Below are 17,783 nucleotides of genomic sequence, written 5' to 3' on the forward strand. Positions count from 1 at the left end.
TCAGCCGCTGATGGCCGCCGCGATGATGATGGCCAGGCCCAGGATGAACGAGCCGATGACGATGCCCAGCGCGGTGTTCTGGTCGACCTCGATCTCCTTGTGCACGTCGTACGGCAGGATGAGGCGGATGACGTAGAAGCCGGCCACGAACACCACCAGGCCGATGAGCGAATAGATGACGCTCGCCAGCACTCCCTGCAGGGTGACCACCACTCCGAGCAACAGCATCACTTGCCTCCCATGAATCCACCGGTCCACAGCAGCACGCCGCCGGGACCGCGCTTCACGTCGCCGGTCACCCGCCCGCGCTCCTCGTTACTGAATGGGGCCCACCCCGTATAGGTGGCCCACGCGTACGCCACGAGCACCAGTCCGCCCAGGTACTTCATCGTCCACCTCCCTGCCCGCTCACAGGTTGCTCTCCTTCCAGCGCTCGGTCTCGAAGCCGTTGGCGAAGAAGAACGACACCGCCGGAATCACCAACAGCAGCACCAGCGAGATGACGAACCAGCTCTCGTTGGGCGTGTCGTGCGTGAGCACCACCTGGTAGCTGACGACGGGCCCCAGCTGGGGCCCCGTGAGCTTCAGCGCCGGGTCGAACGACGTGGTCGTCCGCAGCACGTACTTCCCCTTGGGCAGGGACGACAGGAACACGCTGCCGTTCTGGCTGCCCTCGCTCCAGGAGCCGTCGCTGTCGCGCCCGTGGTAGTAGCTCACCTCTTCGTAGAAGCTCACCACGTCCTGCGTGTCCTGGTTCACCAGGTCGCCCTGCACGCCCACCCAGGCATTGTTGAGCGACTGCGACATGTGGATCTCCGCCCGCACGTTGCCGGCCCGCACGAGTTCGAAGGGCTCGCTGAAGTGCATGGCGTCCGGGGTGCCGGAGTTCGCGGTCCTGGGCAGCGTCACCTGCAGGTCCAGCACCCGCGCGTTGAGCGCGCGCGCGTGGAGCACCGCGGACAGGGCGAACAGGCCCAGCAGCCACACCGCGGACCAGCGCAGCGTGCGCATCATCGAGTCGCGGCGCAGGTTGGGCTGGCTGGGCGCGATGCCCCGGGGCCTGGGCAGCGGCTCCTTCAGCTTGAACGCGTCGCGCACCGCCTCCGGGGAGAGGTACTCGCCATGCGTGTAGGTGACTTCGTTGTCGGTGGCGTCCTCGTTCACCGAGTACGGCGGCGCGACGTACTCCGTGGCGCGCGCCTTCTCGCCCTGGAAGACCTTCCAGTAGAACTCGCCCACCACCGCGTCGGTGACGGCGGTGACGGACTGGAAGGCCTTGTAGCGGCGGCGCTCGTAGAAGGCGGACACCTGCGGCACGACGCTCACGTCACCGGCGGCCATGGGCGTCAGGAACACCCAGTGGCCGTTGGACTCCATCAGCCAGGTGAAGCCGCGCGCCGCGTTGTAGAGCAGGTACTCCATCCACGGGTAGCGCGTGCCCTCCACCACGCACGAGCGCTCCTGGTAGCCGATGCAAATCCACTCCGTGCCGTCGAGCGTGCCCTTCTGTCCCAGTTGGAGGGCCGCCGGCAGCTCCGGCTTCTGGAGCAGCTTGAGGAAGGCCAGCTTGCCCTGCGCCACGCTCATCAGCGCGCCGCAGTACGGGCACGCCACGCGCAGCGTCTGGTCCGGCGCGCGCAGCTCCAGCGGGCCGTTGCAGTGGGTGCAGCGCGCCTGCTGGAGCTGGGCCTTGCGCACGCGGGGGCGCATCTCCCCCGCGGGGATGCCCAGTTGCTTGAGCTCCAGCCGCTGCCCCAGGAAGACCTCCGGGTCGCGGTCGCGCGTGCCGAAGTCCAGCGTGACGAACAGGCCGCGCGGGCCGGTGGCGTCCACGTAGTAGCTGTCCGCGGTCGGATCCACGTCGCTGGGGAGCTGCCCCTCCGCGGCGACGACGCGCCCGTGGCCGCGCTCCTCCACCACCAGCGGGCGGTTGCGCAGGCGCAGGCGGTCCCCGGGGTGGAGGTGCTCCAGCTCGATGCCCTCCTCCACGCCCGCGTCGGAGAGCAGGTGGAAGGCGCCCTCGGACTCGCTGAGCCAGCCGGTGCGGCCGTCGGACATCTCCACGTACCACTCGTCCCAGGGGCCGGCGCCGTGGTCCTTCTGGAGGTGCCCGACGATTTGATACGCGGTGCCGTTGACGCGGCCCTCCAGGCCCAGGCGCAGCGGGGAGTCCGTCTCCACGATGCGGGACACCTTGCCGTGGTCCTCCAGCTCCGCGCCCACGCGGGCCACCATCGTCTGGCAGTGGCCGCACACCACGACCTGCGCCGACCCGGCGGAGAACTCCACGCTCGCGCCACACGACGGACACGCCCCCTGCGTCACGCCTCCACCCCTCTCGACAGCTCGCGCACACGGCACGACGTGGCGCCCAGGTGCTTCGCCGCCAGCGCGTCGAAGTCCGGACGCGCGCGGGTGCGGCAGCAGTAGACGTTGAGCGCCGCGAAGCCATGCTCCGGGAAGGTGTGGATGGCCAGGTGGCTTTCGGCCAGGAGCGCCAGGCCGGTGACGCCGCCGGGCTCCGGGAAGACGTGCCACTGCGGCTGGCCCACGACCTTCAGGTCCATCAGGACGACCAGCTCCTCGAAGAGCGCCGCCAGCGCGGCCGCGTCCTTGAGCCGCTCCGGCGCGCAGCCGCTCGCGTCAACCAGCCATTCCTGTCCGGTTGTCACAGGGGAAACCTCCGGGAGTGGAGACCCTCTTTAACACGCTGGAGCCGGGTCGAAAGCCGCTAGGATGCCCGCCCCATGCGCACCCGATTCCTGACCGCTGGACTCCTCTGCCTCGCCCTGACCGCGTGCTCCAAGGACAAGGAGCAGCCGCCCGCGGCGAAGGCCCCCTCCAACTCCGCGCCGGCCCCCCGCACGGTGAGCCTGCAGACAGACCCGGCCTCCGCGAAGGGCTTCCAGAAGAAGGCCCTGGAGGGCCAGGACCTCTGGGCCACGATGGAGACGAGCGAGGGCACCGTCGTCATCAAGCTCTTCTCCAAGGACGCGCCCAAGACGGTGGCGAACTTCGTGGGCCTGGCCACCGGCGAGCAGCCGTGGATCAACCCCAAGACGGGTGAGCGCGAGGAGGGCAAGCCGCTCTACGACGGCGTCCTCTTCCACCGCGTCATCCCGGACTTCATGATCCAGGGCGGCGACCCCACGGGCACGGGCCGGGGCGACCCGGGCTACCGCTTCGGGGACGAGTTCCAGAGCAACCGGGACTTCGACAAGGAGGGCCTGCTGGCCATGGCCAACGCGGGCCCGGGCACCAACGGCAGCCAGTTCTTCATCACCACGTCCAAGCCGCAGTTCCTCAAGGGCAAGCACACCATCTTCGGTGAGACGGTGAAGGGCTACGACGTGGTGCAGAAGATCGCCGGCGTGGAGCGCAACCGGGCGGACCGGCCGTTCACGGACGTGAGCATCAAGCACATCACCATCAGCGACACGCAGCCGTGAGCCTCCGCCCGCGCCACGTGCGCACCCGGCTGGGAGAGCTGAACTGCCACGTGGTGGACGCGCTCCCCGAGGGCGCGGCGCCGGAGCTGGTGGTGCTGTTGAGCCACGGCTTCGGCGCGCCGGGCACGGACCTGGTGGCGCTGGCGCCCGAGCTGATGACGGCGGCGCCCCGCCTGGCGCAGGGCGTGCGGTTCGTCTTCCCGGAGGCCCTGCTGTCGCTGGACGCGCTGGGCATGCCCGGGGGCCGCGCGTGGTTCGAGATCCCCATGGCCATCCTGATGGGCCAGGGGCGGGACTGGGCGCAGTACTCCCAGGCCGTGCCGCCGGGGATGCCCGCCGCGCGCCGGGCGCTGATGAGCGTGATGGCGGCGCTCCAGGTGCCGCCGGGCCGCGTGGTGCTGGGAGGCTTCAGCCAGGGCGCGATGATGTCCACGGACGTGGCGCTGCGGCTGGAGGAGTGCCCCGCCGGCCTGTGTCTCTTGTCCGGGGCCATGGTCGCCGGCAAGGAGTGGGAGCCCAAGGCCCGAGGCCGTCCGGCGCTGTCGGTGTTCCAGGGCCACGGCCGGCAGGATCCGGTGCTGCCCTTCCAGGAGGGCGAGCGCCTGCGCGACCTGCTGACGGGCGCGGGGCTGCCGGTGGAGTTCCTGCCATTCGACGGCGGGCACACCATCATCACGGAGGAGCTGGAGCAGCTGGCGGCGTTCCTCGTGAAGCGGCTGGACGGGCGCTGAGCCGCGGGACGGAGGGTTTCCGGGTGTATCAGGCGAAGGAGCTGACGGTGTCCACGCGGGGCCGGGGCCTGGTGGACATCACCGGTGAGGTGCAGCGGGCGGTGAAGGGCACGGGCATCCGCGAGGGCCTGTGCACGGTGTTCCTGCACCACACCAGCGCGTCGCTGATCATCGGCGAGAACGCGGACCCCGTCGTCCAGCGCGACCTGGAGGCGTTCTTCTCCCGGCTGGTGAAGGACGGGGACCCGCTGTTCCAGCACGACGCGGAGGGGCCGGACGACATGCCGGCGCACGTGCGCACGGTGCTGACGCAGCTGTCCCTGAGCATCCCGGTGAAGGACGGACAGGCGGACCTGGGCACGTGGCAGGGCGTCTACGTCTGGGAGCACCGCACGTCACCGCACCGCCGCCGCGTCACGGTGTCCGTGCTGGGCGACTAGAGGTCCCGGACGGTGGCGACGACGGGGGCGCCCTTGCGGCGCTTCTTTGGCGCCTCGTGGGCCTGGCCCCGGATGCGCACCCAGGTGCCGGGGTCGTCCGGCATCGCGTGGACCATGGACCAGCCGGTGGGCACTTCGGGCGTCGTCCACCCGTAGAGGGCTCGCGCGTCCTTGGGGGCCAGGTTGATGCAGCCGTGGCTCACGGGTTCGCCGAAGCGGTCGTGCCAGTAGGCGGTGTGCAGGGCGAAGTCGCCCTCGAAGAACATCGTCCATGGCACGGTGGCCACGCGGTAGCTGGCCTTGCCCGTGGTGCCCGTCATGTCGGCTTCCGCGAACTTCACCCAGATGCGGAAGAGACCTTCTGGCGTGTCGGTGCCGGGTTGGCCGGAGGAGATGAGCGTGGCGTAGACGGGGCGGTCGCCCTCGTAGGCGACGAGCGTCTGGGCCTCCAGGTCCACGTCCAGCCAGCGCGCGCCGGGCTCCACGATGGACGGTGACGCCAACGGCCAGGCGACGTGCAGGTCGCCGCGCGCCACCCAGTGGTCCTCCGCGATGCGGACCCACTGGCCGTCGGGGGACAGCTCGCGCACGGAGACGAGCGTGCGCGGCGGGAGAGTCGTTTCTCGTTCCGCTTTCGCGTCCGGGGCTTTGCGCACCACCACGTCGGTGCGGGGGGCGGTGCGGGACTGGGCCCAGCCGAAGGGCATGGGCAGGGACGCGAGCGCCTCCGCGTCCAGGCCGCTGAAGTCGGAGGGGCGGTGTTCGCGCAGCACGCGCGCCTCGAAGTACTGACCGTCGGAGGTGCGCCAGAAGGTGCGCCGGCCGACCTTCACCTGGCCCAGGAGCTTCACGGTGACGGAGCCCTTGAGCAGCACGCCCTGCTTCTTGCGGCGGGCGAGCGCGAGGCTCGGATAGGCGCGTACGCGGTGGCCCACCACGCGCGCGTAGACGCCCGGGGTGAGCGCACCCTCTTCTACTCGGGGCAGCGGGCGGACGCGGGGCTCGCGGAAGTTCTGTTCCAGGTAGCGCTCGCAGACCCAGCCACGCGGTTGCAGTTGCACCCAGTCGCAGTCCGGCCCGCGCATCGCGCCCTGCCACTTCACGCGCATGTCCTGGGCCACGGTGCCCAGTGAAGGCGAATCCTGCCGGGGCTCGGAGCGCACCGCGATGGAGCGGCGCACACGCAGCGAGCCCGCGTCCGGCGCGTATGGGATGGCGTAGGGCTCCATGCCCGCGTCGGCTTCCATGGACGGTGCTTCAGCGACGACGTCTTCGTCACCGTCGACGCCTGTGACGATAGCGGCGCTTCCTCCGTCCAGCGCATTGGCATCGACTTGAGCAAGAGCATCCGCATTGGTCGCCGGGTCCTCCGCGTCGATCAACGGCTCACCATCCGGTCCCAGTTCCAGCACGGGGACATCGGACTCGGTGATGACCTGCGGTTCCTCTTCGCCCGGCAGGGCCTCGGTGCTCGACCCGACGGAGATGGATTGCGCCAGCGAGGGCTCACTGCCCGCGTCCTCCGAGCCTTCCATGACGTCCAGCAGCGCAGGCGCAGCGGCATGCGTGACACCACCGTCGTCGGACGACTCGGGCGCGGTGGCCTGCCATGCGGAGTGGAGCGCCTGCGCGGCCTCCTCTCGCGCGGCCTCTACATCAGGCGCGGAGGCCTGCGTCTGCACAGTCGGCGCGGGGGCCTGTGCCGCCACGGTGCCCGCGTCCACCGGTACGGCGGGAACGGGGGGCTCCACCGGAGCGCACGCGAAGAACAACAGGGGGAGTCCGAGGGGGAACCAGCGGCGGCGCATACAAGCCGCAACGCTACGGGTCCCCGCTGACATCCTCAACGTCGGCCCAGGTGCGATCTCCTACGCGTTGGTGGGCAGTCCTTGCGCCCTGAACGGCGATTGCCGCGAGCGGCGGAAAGTGCCTCCGCGGATCAGCTCCGCCCATCCGTGGGCGGAATGCCTTCGGGCGTCTCCTGGGCCTCCAGCAACTTGTAGAGCGTCTTGCGGTCCACGCCCAACAGGCGCGCGGCTTCGCTCTTGTTGCCACCCACGTGCTGGAGCACGTGCGCCGCGTACCGCCTGGACAGCTCCGCGAGGGGAGGCAGGTCCCCCGCGAGCCCCGTCAGCCGCTTGGGCGCGTCACCGATGGGCTCCGGAAAGTCCGGCGGCCCCAGCACGCCCGTCACGTTCAGCGCGAGCGCCCGCGCCATCACGTTCTCCAACTGCCGCACGTTGCCCGGCCAGTCGTACACCGTGAGCCGCGCCATCGCGTCCGCCGTCACCACCGGCCGCACCCCGCCCCTCGCGTGCAGCGACGCGAAGTGCTCCACCAGCGCCGGGATGTCCTCGCGCCGTTCACGCAAGGGCGGCAGGTGCAGGTGCACCACGTCCAGCCGGTACAGCAGGTCCTCGCGGAACGCCCCGTCAGCCACCCGCGCCTTCAAGTCCTTGTTCGTCGCCGCCAGCACCCGAACGTCCACCTTCACCGGGACGCTCTCGCCCACGCGGCGGATCTCGCCTTCCTGGAGCACGCGCAAAAGCTGGGACTGGACCTTCATCCCCACGTCGCCAATCTCGTCCAGGAACAGCGTGCCGCCGTTGGCCTCCTCAAACAGGCCGCGCCGCGCGCCCGACGCTCCTGTGAAGCTGCCCTTCGCGTGGCCGAACAGCTCGCTCTCCATCAGCGACTCGGTGATGGCGCCGCAGTCCACCGGGATGAACGGCCCGGACGTGCGCGCCGAGCGCTTGTGCAGCGCCCGCGCCACCATCTCCTTGCCCGTGCCCGTCTCACCCGTAATCAGCACCGGCACGTTGCTGGTCGCCGCGCGGGCCACCTGCTTGTAGACCTCCAGCAGCGCCTGGCTGCGGCCCACCAGCGACGTGCGCTCCACCTGCTTGCGCAGCGTGCGGTTCTCCTCCACCAGCCGCTTCTGCTCCAGCGCGCGCTTCGCCACCCGCATGATGGCGTCCACGTCGAACGGCTTGGACAGATAGTCGAAGGCGCCCTGCTGGATGCTGTCCAGCGCGCCCTCGATGTTGCCGAACGCCGTCACGACGATCACCGGTGTGTCCGGCAGGTTCTGCCGCACCAACTGGAGCACCTTCAGGCCGTCGCCCGGGTCGGGCATGGCCATGTCCGTGAGCACCAGGTCGAAGGACTGCTCGCCCATCCGCTCCGCCGCGCCCTTGGGGTCCGGCGCCTGCGTCACCGGCCCCAGCACGCCCAGCAGGCGCTGGAGCAGGTCGCGCGCATGCGGATCATCATCGACGACGAGGATTCGGGCTGTGCTCATGAGGCCTTGCGGATGGAGGGGGCGTCGCGCTGCGCCCCGGACTCCACCACAAGCGGCGCCGGAGTGCGCGCCACACGTGCGAACCGCACGCGGATCCGCGTGCCCTTGCCCTCTTCTGAATGCACCGTGAGCGTGCCGCCGTGCGCCTCCACCACGCGCCGGGTGGTCGCCAGCCCCAGGCCGTGCCCGGGAATGCCCCGCACCTCCGCGGCCCGGAAGAACGGCTGGAAGAGCGACGCCTGCGTCGCCGCGCTCATCCCCAGCCCATTGTCCGTCACCTCCACCACCGCGTCCGTCCCTTCCGTCGCCACCCGCACCTTCACGCGCGGATCCGGCCGCCCCGCCGTGTACTTCACCGCGTTGGACAGCAGGTTGCGCGCCACCACCTGGAGCAGTTGCGCCGGACAATCCACCAGCACGCCCGGCTCCAGCTCGCGCTCCAGCGACACGCCCAGCGCCGTGGCCGTCTGGCTCACCTCCAACAAGAGCGTGCTCACCGCCGTGTCCAGCTCCCCCATCGTCCCGTCGCCCCGGGTGCCCGCGCGGCAGAAGCGCAGCAGCGCTTCAATGAGCTCGCCCATGCGCACCGCGCTGGACTCGCACTGCGAAATCATCTCCAGCGCGCCCGGGTCCTTCACCGCGCCGGAGCGCCGGATGAGCGTCAGGTAGCCCTTGAGCGGGGACAGCGGGCCCATCAGGTCGTGCGCCACGCGCCGGGTGAACGCATCCAGCTCCTGGTTGTGCCGCCCCAGCTCCTCTAGCTGCCCCTGGATGGTGGCGTCCTGGCGCTTGAGCAGGGAGATGATGTGCCAGCCCACCAGCATGGACAGCAGGATGGCCAGGAGCGTGGTGGCCGCGCCCAATGCGGTATTGCGCACCCGCAGCGTGCCCAGCCTCCCCACCAGCACGCGCGCGTCGGACGCGTTCTCCGTGGCCAGTTGTCCCGCCAGTTGGTCCACCTCCGCCGCCAGGGGGCGGATGCTCTCCACCAGGTGGCGCCGGGCGCGCTCCGCGTCGCGCTGCCGTGAGAACACCGCCGCCGCGCGCACCTGGTCCGCCAGCCCCTGGCACGCGCCGTTGAAGCGCAGCCAGATCTCCTTCTCGCCGGGCGGCAGGTGGCGCATGTACGCCTCCGAGGACTGGCGGATGCTGCCCAGGATGTCCTCCATCACCGCGTCGGCTTCCTTGCGCTCGGCGTCGCCGCTGGAGCGCACGTGGGCCTCGATGGCGGACTCCAGCGACATCACGTCCACGCGGATGCGGCCGATGAGGCTCGCGCGCTCCAGGGCCTCCAGCACCAGCGCGTCCACCTGACGCCCGGTGCGCACCTCCGTCAAGAGCATGAAGCCGATGACGCCCGACAGGAGCGTCACCACGAAGAAGAAACCCGCGCGGTATCCACGGATGGGGGTCCGCGAGTTCATCGCCACGGGGACGCTCCTTGAATCGACAGATGAAGAACCCGCGGGCGCCCCGTCACGGACGCCCACGCGAAACTCACGGCACCGGCCCGGCCGCCTCGGTGGAGGTGGCGCCCGGCAGCGGCGGCTGGGTGCGCCGCCGCGCGCGCTCCAGCGCGGACTCGTACCAGACGTCCGACAGCTCCTCGTGCAGCGCCGCCAGCTCGCGCTGCCGCGCCAACAGCTGCGCGTTGTGCTCCTCCAGCGTGTGGCGCTCCGCCTCCAGCCGCGCCAGCTCCTCCGTGGCGGTCGCGCGCGCCTGCTCCGCCTCCGCCCGCGCCTGCTCCGCCTCCGCGCGCTCCTGCGCCAGCTCCTCCAGCGCGGACTCCAGCGCCGCCAGCTTCGCCGCCAGCGCCTCGGTGCGCTCGCGCTCGGCCTGGTACTCGCGCTGCCAGCGCTCCGTCTCCGTCACCTGGGCCTGGAGGCGCTCGGGGGGAATGGTCGCGGCGCATCCCACTCCCAGCCACGCCACACTCCATGCCACCAGCAGGTGCCGCATACGCCATCTCTCCCGACACCTGGCCGCGCGACATGCACGACGAGGACGTCCGGGCTTCTTGCTCCACTTCATGTCCCGGCGCGTGGCGCTCGGAACGGAAGGTTGCCGTGCAGCTTGCAGAAGAGCGTCGTTGCCGTCAAAGCAACGTGCGCCTGCCTGGGGAGCTTGCACCCATTGTTGCAATCGCAACTGAGGAGATTCTCCCCATGGCGGATCCGCTCCCACCCGGAGAACCCCGCGAAGTTGCTTGAAACCGGTGCTGGCACGGCGAGTGCTCAAGGGTCATGGCATCAACCGATGCAATTCCGCGTCGGCGTGTCGTCCCCGGAGCCATCCATGAAGACCGTCATCGTCGCCGCCCTCTTCGCCGCCACCACCGCGTTCGCCAACACCCCGGCCCCGGCCGCCGCCCCCGCCGCGCAGCCCGCTCCCGCCGCCGAGGCGAAGACCGAGGCCGCCGCTCCCGCCGCCGAGATGCAGGGCGAGATGAAGACCGAGTCCAAGACCGAGACCAAGCACGAGGGCAAGGCCACCAAGAAGGGCACGAAGACCAAGACCGAGAAGAAGACCTCCACCGAGACGAAGACCGAGGGCTGATCCCTCGCTTCACTCGCGCCCTGTCCGCCTCCAAGGGACGGCGCAGGACGGGGTCCCCGGCAGGGGCGCTCTCCTCACGAGGGCGCCCCTGTTGTCGTTTGCGCGCATGAGCGGAATCGTTGCCACTCCAGCGGCCCGCCGCGAGCGCGCCGCCACGTGACGGAGCGTGAATAAACAATCCGCGGCCTCCATCTAGAGCCGCGATGACGACGCCCGGCGCACTCCAGCGAGGGCAGTCCGTCTCGCATCCGAGCCCATCACCATGAAGACCTTCCTCGTCGCCGCCCTGTTCGCAGCCTCCGCCGCCATCGCTTCCCCGCCGCCCACCAAGGCGCCCACGGATACGCGGGGCCCGGCCAATCCCCCCGCGACCGGCACCCTCGAGACCCCCACCGGCGACAACATCCAGGCCGACCCGCACGCCCCCGCGAAGACCGAGAGCAAGACCGAGGCGGCCACCGAGACCGCGCCCTCCGGCCGCACGGAGACGATGATGCAGGGCACCGGCGGCAAGAAGCCCCTGAAGGCCCCCGCCTCGGCGAAGTCCACGAAGTAGCCCCCTTCACTCCTCCAAGGGATGCGCCGCACGCGGTGCCCGGGCAGGGGCGCTCTCCTCACGAGGGCGCCCCTGTTCGCGTTTCCAGCCCCAGGTCACACCGCACCTCTCTTCTTCTTGGGTTTCCAGTAAAACCACCATTTGACAGGAACAGAGGAATCGCGCATAACAGGACATGTGTGGATGACAGCTCATCCACGACAGGAAGGGGTGTCCCCCTCCCCCCCTTCAAGCGAGACGGTCATGGTGGAAGCGTTCACGAAGGTGTCCGAAGCGTCGCGGTTGCTGCTGGACAAGGGCCTGTGCCCGGCCACCGGTTCGGATGCACTGGGCATGGTGGCCCGGCCGCTGAAGGTGGACCGCGCGTGCCTCTTCGAGAACCGCACCACGAACCTGGCGGGCCGGTTCATGACGGACCTGCGCTACGCCTGGGCGGAGCCGGGGGTGGTGTCCCCGCTGGCGCACCCGGTGCTGCGCGCGCTGCCCATGCGCGACTACGCCATGGCGTGGACGGACATGCTGGAGGCGCAGATGGTGGTCTCCTGCACCACCAAGGAAGCGCCGCCGATGATGCGCGAGCTGCTGGAGCGCCAGGGCGTGCAGTCCGTGCTGCTGTGCCCCATCGTCCCGGCCAAGCAGTGGTGGGGCTTCGTGGCGTTCGAGGACTGCCACCAGGCCCGCCTGTGGCGCCCGGAGGAGATTTCGCTGCTCAAGTCGCTGGCGCGGGCCATTGGCGCGTCGGTGCGGCACGCGAACATGCGCTCCTCGCTGTCCCAGGTGCGCACCAACCTCACCAGCGTGCTGCGCCCCGTCGCCGGGGACACCTGAGCCGACACCGGAGCCGGCCGGGTCATGGCCGCCCGCCCCCCCGGCGGGCGGGAGGGGGCCGGAAGGGCAGCTGGGGAGCGGTAACGCGGCGCCCCGTTTCTGCTACCCTCGCCGCCCTGTTCCCCGCCCATGTCCTCGTTCGAGCCCACCGCCATCAGTCGTTCCCGGCCTCCTGATCTCGTCAGCGGCTACCGCCTGGAGAAGCTCGTCGGCGCTGGCGGCATGGGAGAGGTCCACAAGGCCACCCAGCTGTCGCTCGGCCGCACGGTCGCGGTGAAGCTGCTGAATCCGGATCTGGCCAAGGACCCGTCGTTCATCGCGCGCTTCCAGAAGGAAGCCGCGGCGCTGGCGACGCTGAGCCACCCCCACGTCGTCGCCATCGTCGACAAGGGGAAGACGGACAACACCTATTACCTGGTGATGGAGTTCGTGGACGGGCCGTCCCTGCGCGAGCTCATGCGCAACCCGTCCATGGAGACGCCGGTGCTCCTGCGCCGGATGCTCGAGATCTGCCGGGCCATCGAGTACGCGCACGGCCGGGGCGTCATCCACCGCGACCTGAAGCCGGAGAACATCCTGCTGGATCAGCAGGCCGGCGGCATCGCGAAGGTGTCCGACTTCGGGCTGGCGTCCTTCCTGGATGACGCGTCCGCGGCGTCGCGCTTCGCGCTCACGTCCACGCACGTGTCCATGGGCACCATCTCGTACATGGCGCCCGAGCAGCGCGTGGACGCGAAGAGCGCGGACGCGAGAGCGGACATCTTCTCCCTGGGCGTCATCCTCTACGAGACCTTCACCGGCGAGGTGCCGCTGGGCACCTTCGATCCGCCGTCGCGCAAGCGCCCGGGCCTGGACGCGCGCGTGGACGCCATCGTGATGCGGTGCCTCAAGCCGGATCCGGACGAGCGCTATCCGTCCGTCACGGCGCTCATCGCGGACCTGGAGCCGCTGGTCCCCGGGAGCCTGCTGTCCATGCCGCCCCTGCGGCTGACGCGCTGGCAGCGGGCGAAGGCCTCCATGCGCCGCGCCGCGCGCGTGACGGCGCAGACGGCCGCCGGGGTGACTGTGCTGGCCGCGGTGGGCGTGCTGGGCGTGGCGTACAACCGCAGCGGGCAGGTGCGCGTCCAGCCGCCGCTCCCCGGCAAGGCCATCATGGACCAGGCGCTGCGGGACACGCCGCGCAACGGCCCGGGCCGGGTGGAGGACGTCACCCCGGACAAGCGCCGCGTCACCATGGGAGATGGCCCGGACCTGCCGCAGATGCTGGTGGCCGGCCGGACGCTGAACTTCGAGAACAAGGCCCTCGTCTTCCCGCCCGTGGATGACGACGCGGCGTCGCGCGTGGGCCGCGCGCGCGTGGATGTCCTGGGGATGGTGGGCGGTGTGGCCCGGCTGACCGCGCGCGTGCGCGCCGAAGCGCCGCCGGCCACGTGGAAGCGCCGCCTGAAGGAGCTCTGGGACGGTCCGCCGCCGGAGCCGGTGGCCTCGCTGGGGCTGATGGGCCGGGACGGCCGCTACGTCACGCTCGTGCACCACGGCGCGGGCGCGCCGCTGACCCTGGAGTGGTCCCTGGGCGAGCGCGGCGGCGCCATGCTGGGCCTCGTGTCCCCGGAGGGCGACGTGCGGCTGGAGCTGTTCGTCACCGAGGACGGCGTGATGCAGGCCTTCGTCGGCCAGGGCAAGGACCAGCGCCCCATCGCGGAGCCGCTGAACCTGGGCCCGGACTGGCAGGCCCACTTCGGCGAGCCCCCCGTGCCGGCCATCGGCTGCATCGAGGGCACCTGCACCGTCGAGGGGCTCACCTACACGGTGGACAAGCCGGCGCCCGCGACGGAAACCCCGGCCACGCCGGTGGTCATGGTCCCGCAGGCGCCGCCCCGCACGGTGGCCGCCAACACGGTGCCGGCGAAGGCGGTGGTGGCCAAGAAGCCCGCCCCGCCGCCGCCCGCGCCCAAGCGCCCGGCCGCCAAGGCCCCCGCCAAGCCCGCCCCGAAGCGCCGCTAGGGGACAAAGCCGGGCCGGTCCCGGACATGTGCCTCAAGGGGAATATGGCCTCTCCGGGGGGATTGCATTATCCCTCGGCTCCCCTATGCGCACCTTCCGCAGCGGCCTGACCGCGCTCGCCCTCGTCGCCGGCCTCACCGGCTGCCCCCGGCCCTCCTCCGTCGTCGCGCCCCACGTGCTCGAAACCGCCGCAGAGCGGGCCGGCCAGGGTGACGCGGAGGCGCGCACGCTCGCGTTCGCGGGCTTCCACGCGTACCTCGTCGCGGGCGACGTGAAGCTCGCGCAGGAGCGCTTCGACGCCGCCGTGAAGAAGGACCCGGGCGACCCGTACGCCCTGCAGGGGCAGGCGCTGCTGGCCCGGCGCAATGGCCAGTCCGACCGCGCGCTCGCCGCGTCGCTGGAGCTGGTGAAGCGCGCGCCCCGCCACCCGGTGGCCGTCATCGCCGCGCGCTACGTGCTGGACCGCGTGGGCACCTCGCGCGCGGAGGACGACACCATCCTCAAGGGCGTGGACGCGGGGCTCGCCGCGGGCGCCCGGGGTGAGACGGCCTACCTGCTGCGCGCCGCGCGCCTGTCCGTGGCGAGCCTGCGCGCGGACACGGCCACCCAGGCCCAGACGCTCAAGGACCTGGGCGGCGCGGGCGAGGCCACGCTGGTGGGCCCCTTCTCCCCCTTCCACGTGCTGGCCATCGACGAGCCCATCGCGCCGGAGAAGGACGGCTCCTTCGCGGGCCCCTTCACGGGCGCGTACGGCCCGCTGTCGGTGCGCACGCTGCGCTCGCCGGACGGCCGGCTGGACCTGGGCGGCGAGCCCGGCCACGGGGACATGTACGCGCTGGGCATCGACGCGGAGGTGGCGCAAGCCGGCGTGTACGTGCTGCGCACGGTGAGCCAGACGTCGCACCGCGTGCTGATGGACGGCGCCCCCGTGCTGGAGCGCCGCGACTGGGCGCGCACCGCGTCCACGGTGAGCGTGCGCGCGATGGAGCTGCCCGCCGGCAAGCACCGCTTCGTGGTGAAGATGTCCCGCGACAACACGCAGGGCGGCCTCTCCTTCGCGCTGGTGAAGGCGGACGGGAGTCCCTCCGGCGTGCGCCTCACCGCCGCCACCGGGCCCGCGCCGCGCTGGAACGCGAGCGCCCCGGGCGAGGTGGAGGTCCCGGACATGTACCCGGGCGCGGAGGACGTGGCCCAGGCGCTCCAGGGCGAGGCCGGCGAGACGCTGAGCACCTTCCTCGCGGTGCGCGACGGACTGGCGCGCGACCTGGACGGCACGCACCGGCTGATGGCGAAGCTGGAGGCGACGACGCCCGCGCTGCTCACCCTGCGCGCGGAGCAGGCCGCGCAGGACCGGGGCATCCCGTCCAAGGTGGCGCGAGGCCGGGCCACGCGTGACCTGGAGGCGGCGCTGGCGAAGGACCCGGGCAACGTGGCCGCGCTGCTGTTGCGCGCGGACCTCTTCCTGGATGACGGCCAGCCGGCCACCGCGCTGGACACGCTGAAGACGGCGCGCGACGCGGTGAAGCCCGCGGGCTTCCCGGTGCACATCCTCATGGCCCGCGCCGCGCTGGCGCTGGACGTGGACGCGCAGGCGGAGGTGGCCCTGGCCTCGGCGCTGGAGGCCCAGCCGGGCCTGTGCGAGGCGCTGGGGTTGCAGTACTCGCTGGCGCGCCGGCGCGACGCCGTGGCCCGCACCGACGAGTTGGTGAAGGCCCAGGAGGGCTGCCCCGGCGCGGACGCGCGGCGGGTGGACCACCTGCGCACGCGCGGCGACCTGGACGGCGCGGCGAAGGGCTACACGCAGCTGCTGTCGCAGGACCCGGACAACCTCACCACCGCGGCGGCGCTCTCTGGCGTCTACGTGAGCCAGCGCCGCTACGACGACGCGGCGAAGGTGCTCCAGACGCTGGCCACCGTGTGGCCGCGCAACGCTGAAATCCTCAAGCGGCTGGCGGACGTGCGCGAGTACGCGGGACAGGGACAGGAGGCGCTGAAGCTGCGCGAGCAGGCGCTGAAGCTGGACGGCACGGACCTGCCGCTGCGCCGCGCGGTGGAGCGAGCGAAGACGGGCAAGGAGCTGCTGGCCGCCTACGCCATCGACGGCAAGGAGGCGCTGAAGGCCTACGAGGCGGCGCCCGTGACGGGCGGCAGCGCGGCGGCGTTCGTGCTGGACGCGGCGGCGGTGCAGGTCTACCCGGACGGCTCGCTCGTCAACCGCATCCACACCATCCAGAAGGCGCTGGAGCAGTCCGGCGTGCAGGAGATCGCGGAGGTGAACATCCCCCGCGGCGCCCAGGTGCTGGCGCTGCGCACGCTCAAGGCCGACGGCCGCGTGCTGGAGCCGGAGAACATCGAGGGCAAGGACACCATGAGCCTGCCCGGCGTGCAGGTCGGTGACTCCGTGGAGGTGGAGTACCTCTTGCCCGAAAGCGACCGCGGCCCCGCGCAGCCGGGCTTCACCGCGTCCGCGTTCTATTTTCAAATCGCCAATCAGCCGAACGCGTGGAGCACGTACACCGTCGTCGCCCCCAAGGGCAGCGGCATGAAGGTGGACGCGCACGGCATGAAGGCGCCGCCGCCGGAGGTGAAGGGCGACGTGGAGGTGTTCCACTACGACGCGCGCCGCGTGCCGCCGTTCATCCCGGAGCCGGACGCGCCGCCCTCCGGTAACGAGTACCTGCCCTTCGTGATGGTGGGCGCGGGCGAGACGGGCAACGACGGGCTGGCGCGCGTGTACGGCGACGCGTTCCAGGACCGGTGGATCCGCACCTCGGAGGTGGAGGCGTTCGCGCGCCAGGCCACGGAGGGCAAGAAGGGCCTGGACGCGGTGAAGGCGCTGCACGCGGCGGTGATGAAGCGCTTCTCCGGCCGCGACGCGAGCCTGGCGCAGTCCGCGGCATCCACAGTGGCGCAGGACCGCGGCAGCCGGCTCACCGTGATGAAGGCGGGCCTGGAGACGCTGGGCATCCCGTCGCGCGTCGCGGCCATCCGCACCTTCAACACCGACCCCGCGCCGTACCTCTTCCCGGCGGACGCGCTCCTGCCCTACGCGGCGCTGCGCGTGGAGGTCCCGGGGGAAGAGCCGGTGTGGATTGACACGTCCGTGCGCTACGGCCCCTTCGGCGAGCTGCCGGAGACCGCCATGGGCGAGCGCGAGGCGTACCTGCTGCCGGAGCCCGGCAAGCCCCTGCAGAAGGTGAAGACGCCGCCGCTCAAGCCGCGCGCGGGCAAGGACGTGAAGCTCACGCTGGAGCTGGGCGCGGACGGCAGCCTCAAGGGCCAGGGCGAGGAGGTCTACTCCGGCTTCGAGGCCGCGCAAATCGCGGAGGCCTTCGAGCAGCTCTCCGCGGAGAGCCGCAACCAGGCGCTGCAGGGCGCGGTGGCGCGCTACTTCGGCGGCGCGGAGCTGTCGTCCGTGAAGCTGGAGCGCCAGGAGGTGGTGGGCGCGCCCTTCGTGCTGCGCTACGCGTTCACCGTGCCGCGCTTCGGGCGCATGGAGGGCGACGGCCGCATGGCGCTGGGCCCCGTCACCTTCCCCGCGCTGCTGGGCCGGCGCTACGTGCAGCTGTCCACGCGCACCACGCCGCTCTACATCGACGACACGGAGGCCAGCCGCACCAACGTCGCGCTCACCCTGCCCCAGGGCTGGAAGCTCAGCGACCCGCAGACGGGCCTGAAGGTGGACAGTCAGTTCGGCCACTTCACCCGGTCGGAGAAGCAGGACGGGCGGACGCTGAGCATCTCGGAGTCGTTCAACATGCCCCGCGCCCGCGTCACGCCGGCGGAGTACGAGAAGTTCTCGGGCTTCGCCGGTGACGTGGACCTGCTCCAGGTGCGCGAGCTGTTCCTCGTGAAGCAGTAGTCCTGGAGCCGGTTTCCGCGCACCCGCTCAGTGGTGCGCGGAAGTCGGCCCGGTTG

The 17,783-nt window shown here is 71.4% G+C and carries 16 protein-coding genes; 8 read left to right on the plus strand and 8 right to left on the minus strand.

Going from position 1 to position 17,783, the window contains the following annotated elements; translation table 11 throughout:
* Genes JYJ93_RS37095 through speD form a run of 4 tightly spaced genes read right to left on the minus strand, consistent with a single transcriptional unit; the run spans position 1 to position 2,672 of the window.
* On the minus strand, positions 1-228 hold the full coding sequence (locus JYJ93_RS37095; protein ID WP_014393984.1) for a DUF350 domain-containing protein: 228 nt from the start codon (positions 226-228) through the stop codon (positions 1-3).
* Positions 228-389: a hypothetical protein gene (locus tag JYJ93_RS37100; RefSeq protein WP_206799394.1), complete on the minus strand. Its 162-nt coding sequence runs from the start codon at positions 387-389 to the stop codon at positions 228-230. Before JYJ93_RS37100 ends, JYJ93_RS37095 begins: the two co-directional genes overlap by 1 nt.
* A 19-nt stretch (positions 390-408) precedes the next feature.
* Positions 409-2,325, minus strand: coding sequence for a DUF4178 domain-containing protein (locus JYJ93_RS37105; RefSeq protein WP_206799395.1), 1,917 nt, complete (start codon positions 2,323-2,325; stop codon positions 409-411).
* The gene (gene speD, locus JYJ93_RS37110) at positions 2,322-2,672 is read right to left on the minus strand and encodes an adenosylmethionine decarboxylase (protein WP_120525197.1); all 351 of its coding nucleotides are present in this window, start codon (positions 2,670-2,672) and stop codon (positions 2,322-2,324) included. The genes JYJ93_RS37105 and speD overlap by 4 nt, the downstream gene beginning before the upstream one ends.
* Positions 2,673-2,747: 75 nt before the next feature.
* Between speD and JYJ93_RS37115 the strand changes: the two genes are divergently transcribed.
* Genes JYJ93_RS37115 through JYJ93_RS37125 form a run of 3 tightly spaced genes read left to right on the plus strand, consistent with a single transcriptional unit; the run spans position 2,748 to position 4,620 of the window.
* Entirely contained in the window at positions 2,748-3,449 is a 702-nt protein-coding gene (locus JYJ93_RS37115) for a peptidylprolyl isomerase (protein WP_242544069.1), read from the plus strand.
* On the plus strand, positions 3,446-4,180 hold the full coding sequence (locus JYJ93_RS37120) for a phospholipase (protein WP_206799396.1): 735 nt from the start codon (positions 3,446-3,448) through the stop codon (positions 4,178-4,180). Before JYJ93_RS37115 ends, JYJ93_RS37120 begins: the two co-directional genes overlap by 4 nt.
* Positions 4,181-4,203: 23 nt before the next feature.
* Positions 4,204-4,620, plus strand: coding sequence for a secondary thiamine-phosphate synthase enzyme YjbQ (locus JYJ93_RS37125; protein ID WP_206799397.1), 417 nt, complete (start codon positions 4,204-4,206; stop codon positions 4,618-4,620).
* Here the strand turns inward: JYJ93_RS37125 and JYJ93_RS37130 are convergent.
* The 4 genes from JYJ93_RS37130 to JYJ93_RS37145 all read right to left on the minus strand — a co-directional run bounded on the left by JYJ93_RS37130 (position 4,617) and on the right by JYJ93_RS37145 (position 9,880).
* Entirely contained in the window at positions 4,617-6,392 is a 1,776-nt protein-coding gene (locus JYJ93_RS37130) for a L,D-transpeptidase family protein (RefSeq protein WP_242544070.1), read from the minus strand. The genes JYJ93_RS37125 and JYJ93_RS37130 overlap by 4 nt on opposite strands.
* Positions 6,393-6,559: 167 nt before the next feature.
* Positions 6,560-7,921 (minus strand): sigma-54 dependent transcriptional regulator, encoded by a 1,362-nt coding sequence (locus JYJ93_RS37135; RefSeq protein ID WP_206799400.1) that lies wholly within the window; start codon positions 7,919-7,921, stop codon positions 6,560-6,562.
* Positions 7,918-9,345, minus strand: coding sequence for an ATP-binding protein (locus tag JYJ93_RS37140; protein WP_206799401.1), 1,428 nt, complete (start codon positions 9,343-9,345; stop codon positions 7,918-7,920). The genes JYJ93_RS37135 and JYJ93_RS37140 overlap by 4 nt, the downstream gene beginning before the upstream one ends.
* Before the next feature lie 73 nt (positions 9,346-9,418).
* Complete coding sequence (locus JYJ93_RS37145; RefSeq protein ID WP_206799402.1) at positions 9,419-9,880, minus strand: hypothetical protein; 462 nt, start codon at positions 9,878-9,880, stop codon at positions 9,419-9,421.
* 336 nt (positions 9,881-10,216) lie between these two features.
* On the opposite strand from JYJ93_RS37145, the gene JYJ93_RS37150 reads away from it, so the two are divergent.
* From JYJ93_RS37150 to JYJ93_RS37170, 5 genes are all read left to right on the plus strand, one after another.
* Positions 10,217-10,477: a hypothetical protein gene (locus JYJ93_RS37150; protein ID WP_206799403.1), complete on the plus strand. Its 261-nt coding sequence runs from the start codon at positions 10,217-10,219 to the stop codon at positions 10,475-10,477.
* Between the two features lie 262 nt (positions 10,478-10,739).
* A complete protein-coding gene (locus tag JYJ93_RS37155) occupies positions 10,740-11,033 on the plus strand; it encodes a hypothetical protein (protein WP_206799404.1) in 294 nt (97 codons plus the stop codon).
* A gap of 243 nt (positions 11,034-11,276) precedes the next feature.
* Positions 11,277-11,861: a GAF domain-containing protein gene (locus JYJ93_RS37160; RefSeq protein ID WP_206799405.1), complete on the plus strand. Its 585-nt coding sequence runs from the start codon at positions 11,277-11,279 to the stop codon at positions 11,859-11,861.
* A gap of 129 nt (positions 11,862-11,990) precedes the next feature.
* Positions 11,991-13,865 carry a serine/threonine-protein kinase gene (locus tag JYJ93_RS37165; protein WP_206799406.1) on the plus strand — a complete coding sequence of 625 codons (1,875 nt, stop codon included), beginning with the start codon at positions 11,991-11,993 and terminating at the stop codon, positions 13,863-13,865.
* An 85-nt stretch (positions 13,866-13,950) separates the two neighbouring features.
* Positions 13,951-17,727: a tetratricopeptide repeat protein gene (locus JYJ93_RS37170; RefSeq protein WP_206799407.1), complete on the plus strand. Its 3,777-nt coding sequence runs from the start codon at positions 13,951-13,953 to the stop codon at positions 17,725-17,727.
* Positions 17,728-17,783: the final 56 nt, after the last annotated feature.

The sequence above is a fragment of the Corallococcus sp. NCSPR001 genome (genome assembly GCF_017309135.1).
Classification (GTDB): Bacteria; Myxococcota; Myxococcia; order Myxococcales; family Myxococcaceae; genus Corallococcus.

What these genes read in the sequence shown, in the direction of transcription:
- JYJ93_RS37095 (WP_014393984.1), bottom strand. Translation starts at nt 228, where the DNA reads ATGCTGTTGCTCGGAGTGGTGGTCACCCTGCAGGGAGTGCTGGCGAGC.
- JYJ93_RS37140 (WP_206799401.1), bottom strand. Translation starts at nt 9,345, where the DNA reads ATGAACTCGCGGACCCCCATCCGTGGATACCGCGCGGGTTTCTTCTTC.
- JYJ93_RS37115 (WP_242544069.1), top strand. Translation starts at nt 2,748, where the DNA reads ATGCGCACCCGATTCCTGACCGCTGGACTCCTCTGCCTCGCCCTGACC.
- JYJ93_RS37135 (WP_206799400.1), bottom strand. Translation starts at nt 7,921, where the DNA reads ATGAGCACAGCCCGAATCCTCGTCGTCGATGATGATCCGCATGCGCGC.
- JYJ93_RS37155 (WP_206799404.1), top strand. Translation starts at nt 10,740, where the DNA reads ATGAAGACCTTCCTCGTCGCCGCCCTGTTCGCAGCCTCCGCCGCCATC.
- JYJ93_RS37145 (WP_206799402.1), bottom strand. Translation starts at nt 9,880, where the DNA reads ATGCGGCACCTGCTGGTGGCATGGAGTGTGGCGTGGCTGGGAGTGGGA.
- JYJ93_RS37150 (WP_206799403.1), top strand. Translation starts at nt 10,217, where the DNA reads ATGAAGACCGTCATCGTCGCCGCCCTCTTCGCCGCCACCACCGCGTTC.
- JYJ93_RS37165 (WP_206799406.1), top strand. Translation starts at nt 11,991, where the DNA reads ATGTCCTCGTTCGAGCCCACCGCCATCAGTCGTTCCCGGCCTCCTGAT.
- JYJ93_RS37100 (WP_206799394.1), bottom strand. Translation starts at nt 389, where the DNA reads ATGAAGTACCTGGGCGGACTGGTGCTCGTGGCGTACGCGTGGGCCACC.
- JYJ93_RS37160 (WP_206799405.1), top strand. Translation starts at nt 11,277, where the DNA reads ATGGTGGAAGCGTTCACGAAGGTGTCCGAAGCGTCGCGGTTGCTGCTG.
- JYJ93_RS37170 (WP_206799407.1), top strand. Translation starts at nt 13,951, where the DNA reads ATGCGCACCTTCCGCAGCGGCCTGACCGCGCTCGCCCTCGTCGCCGGC.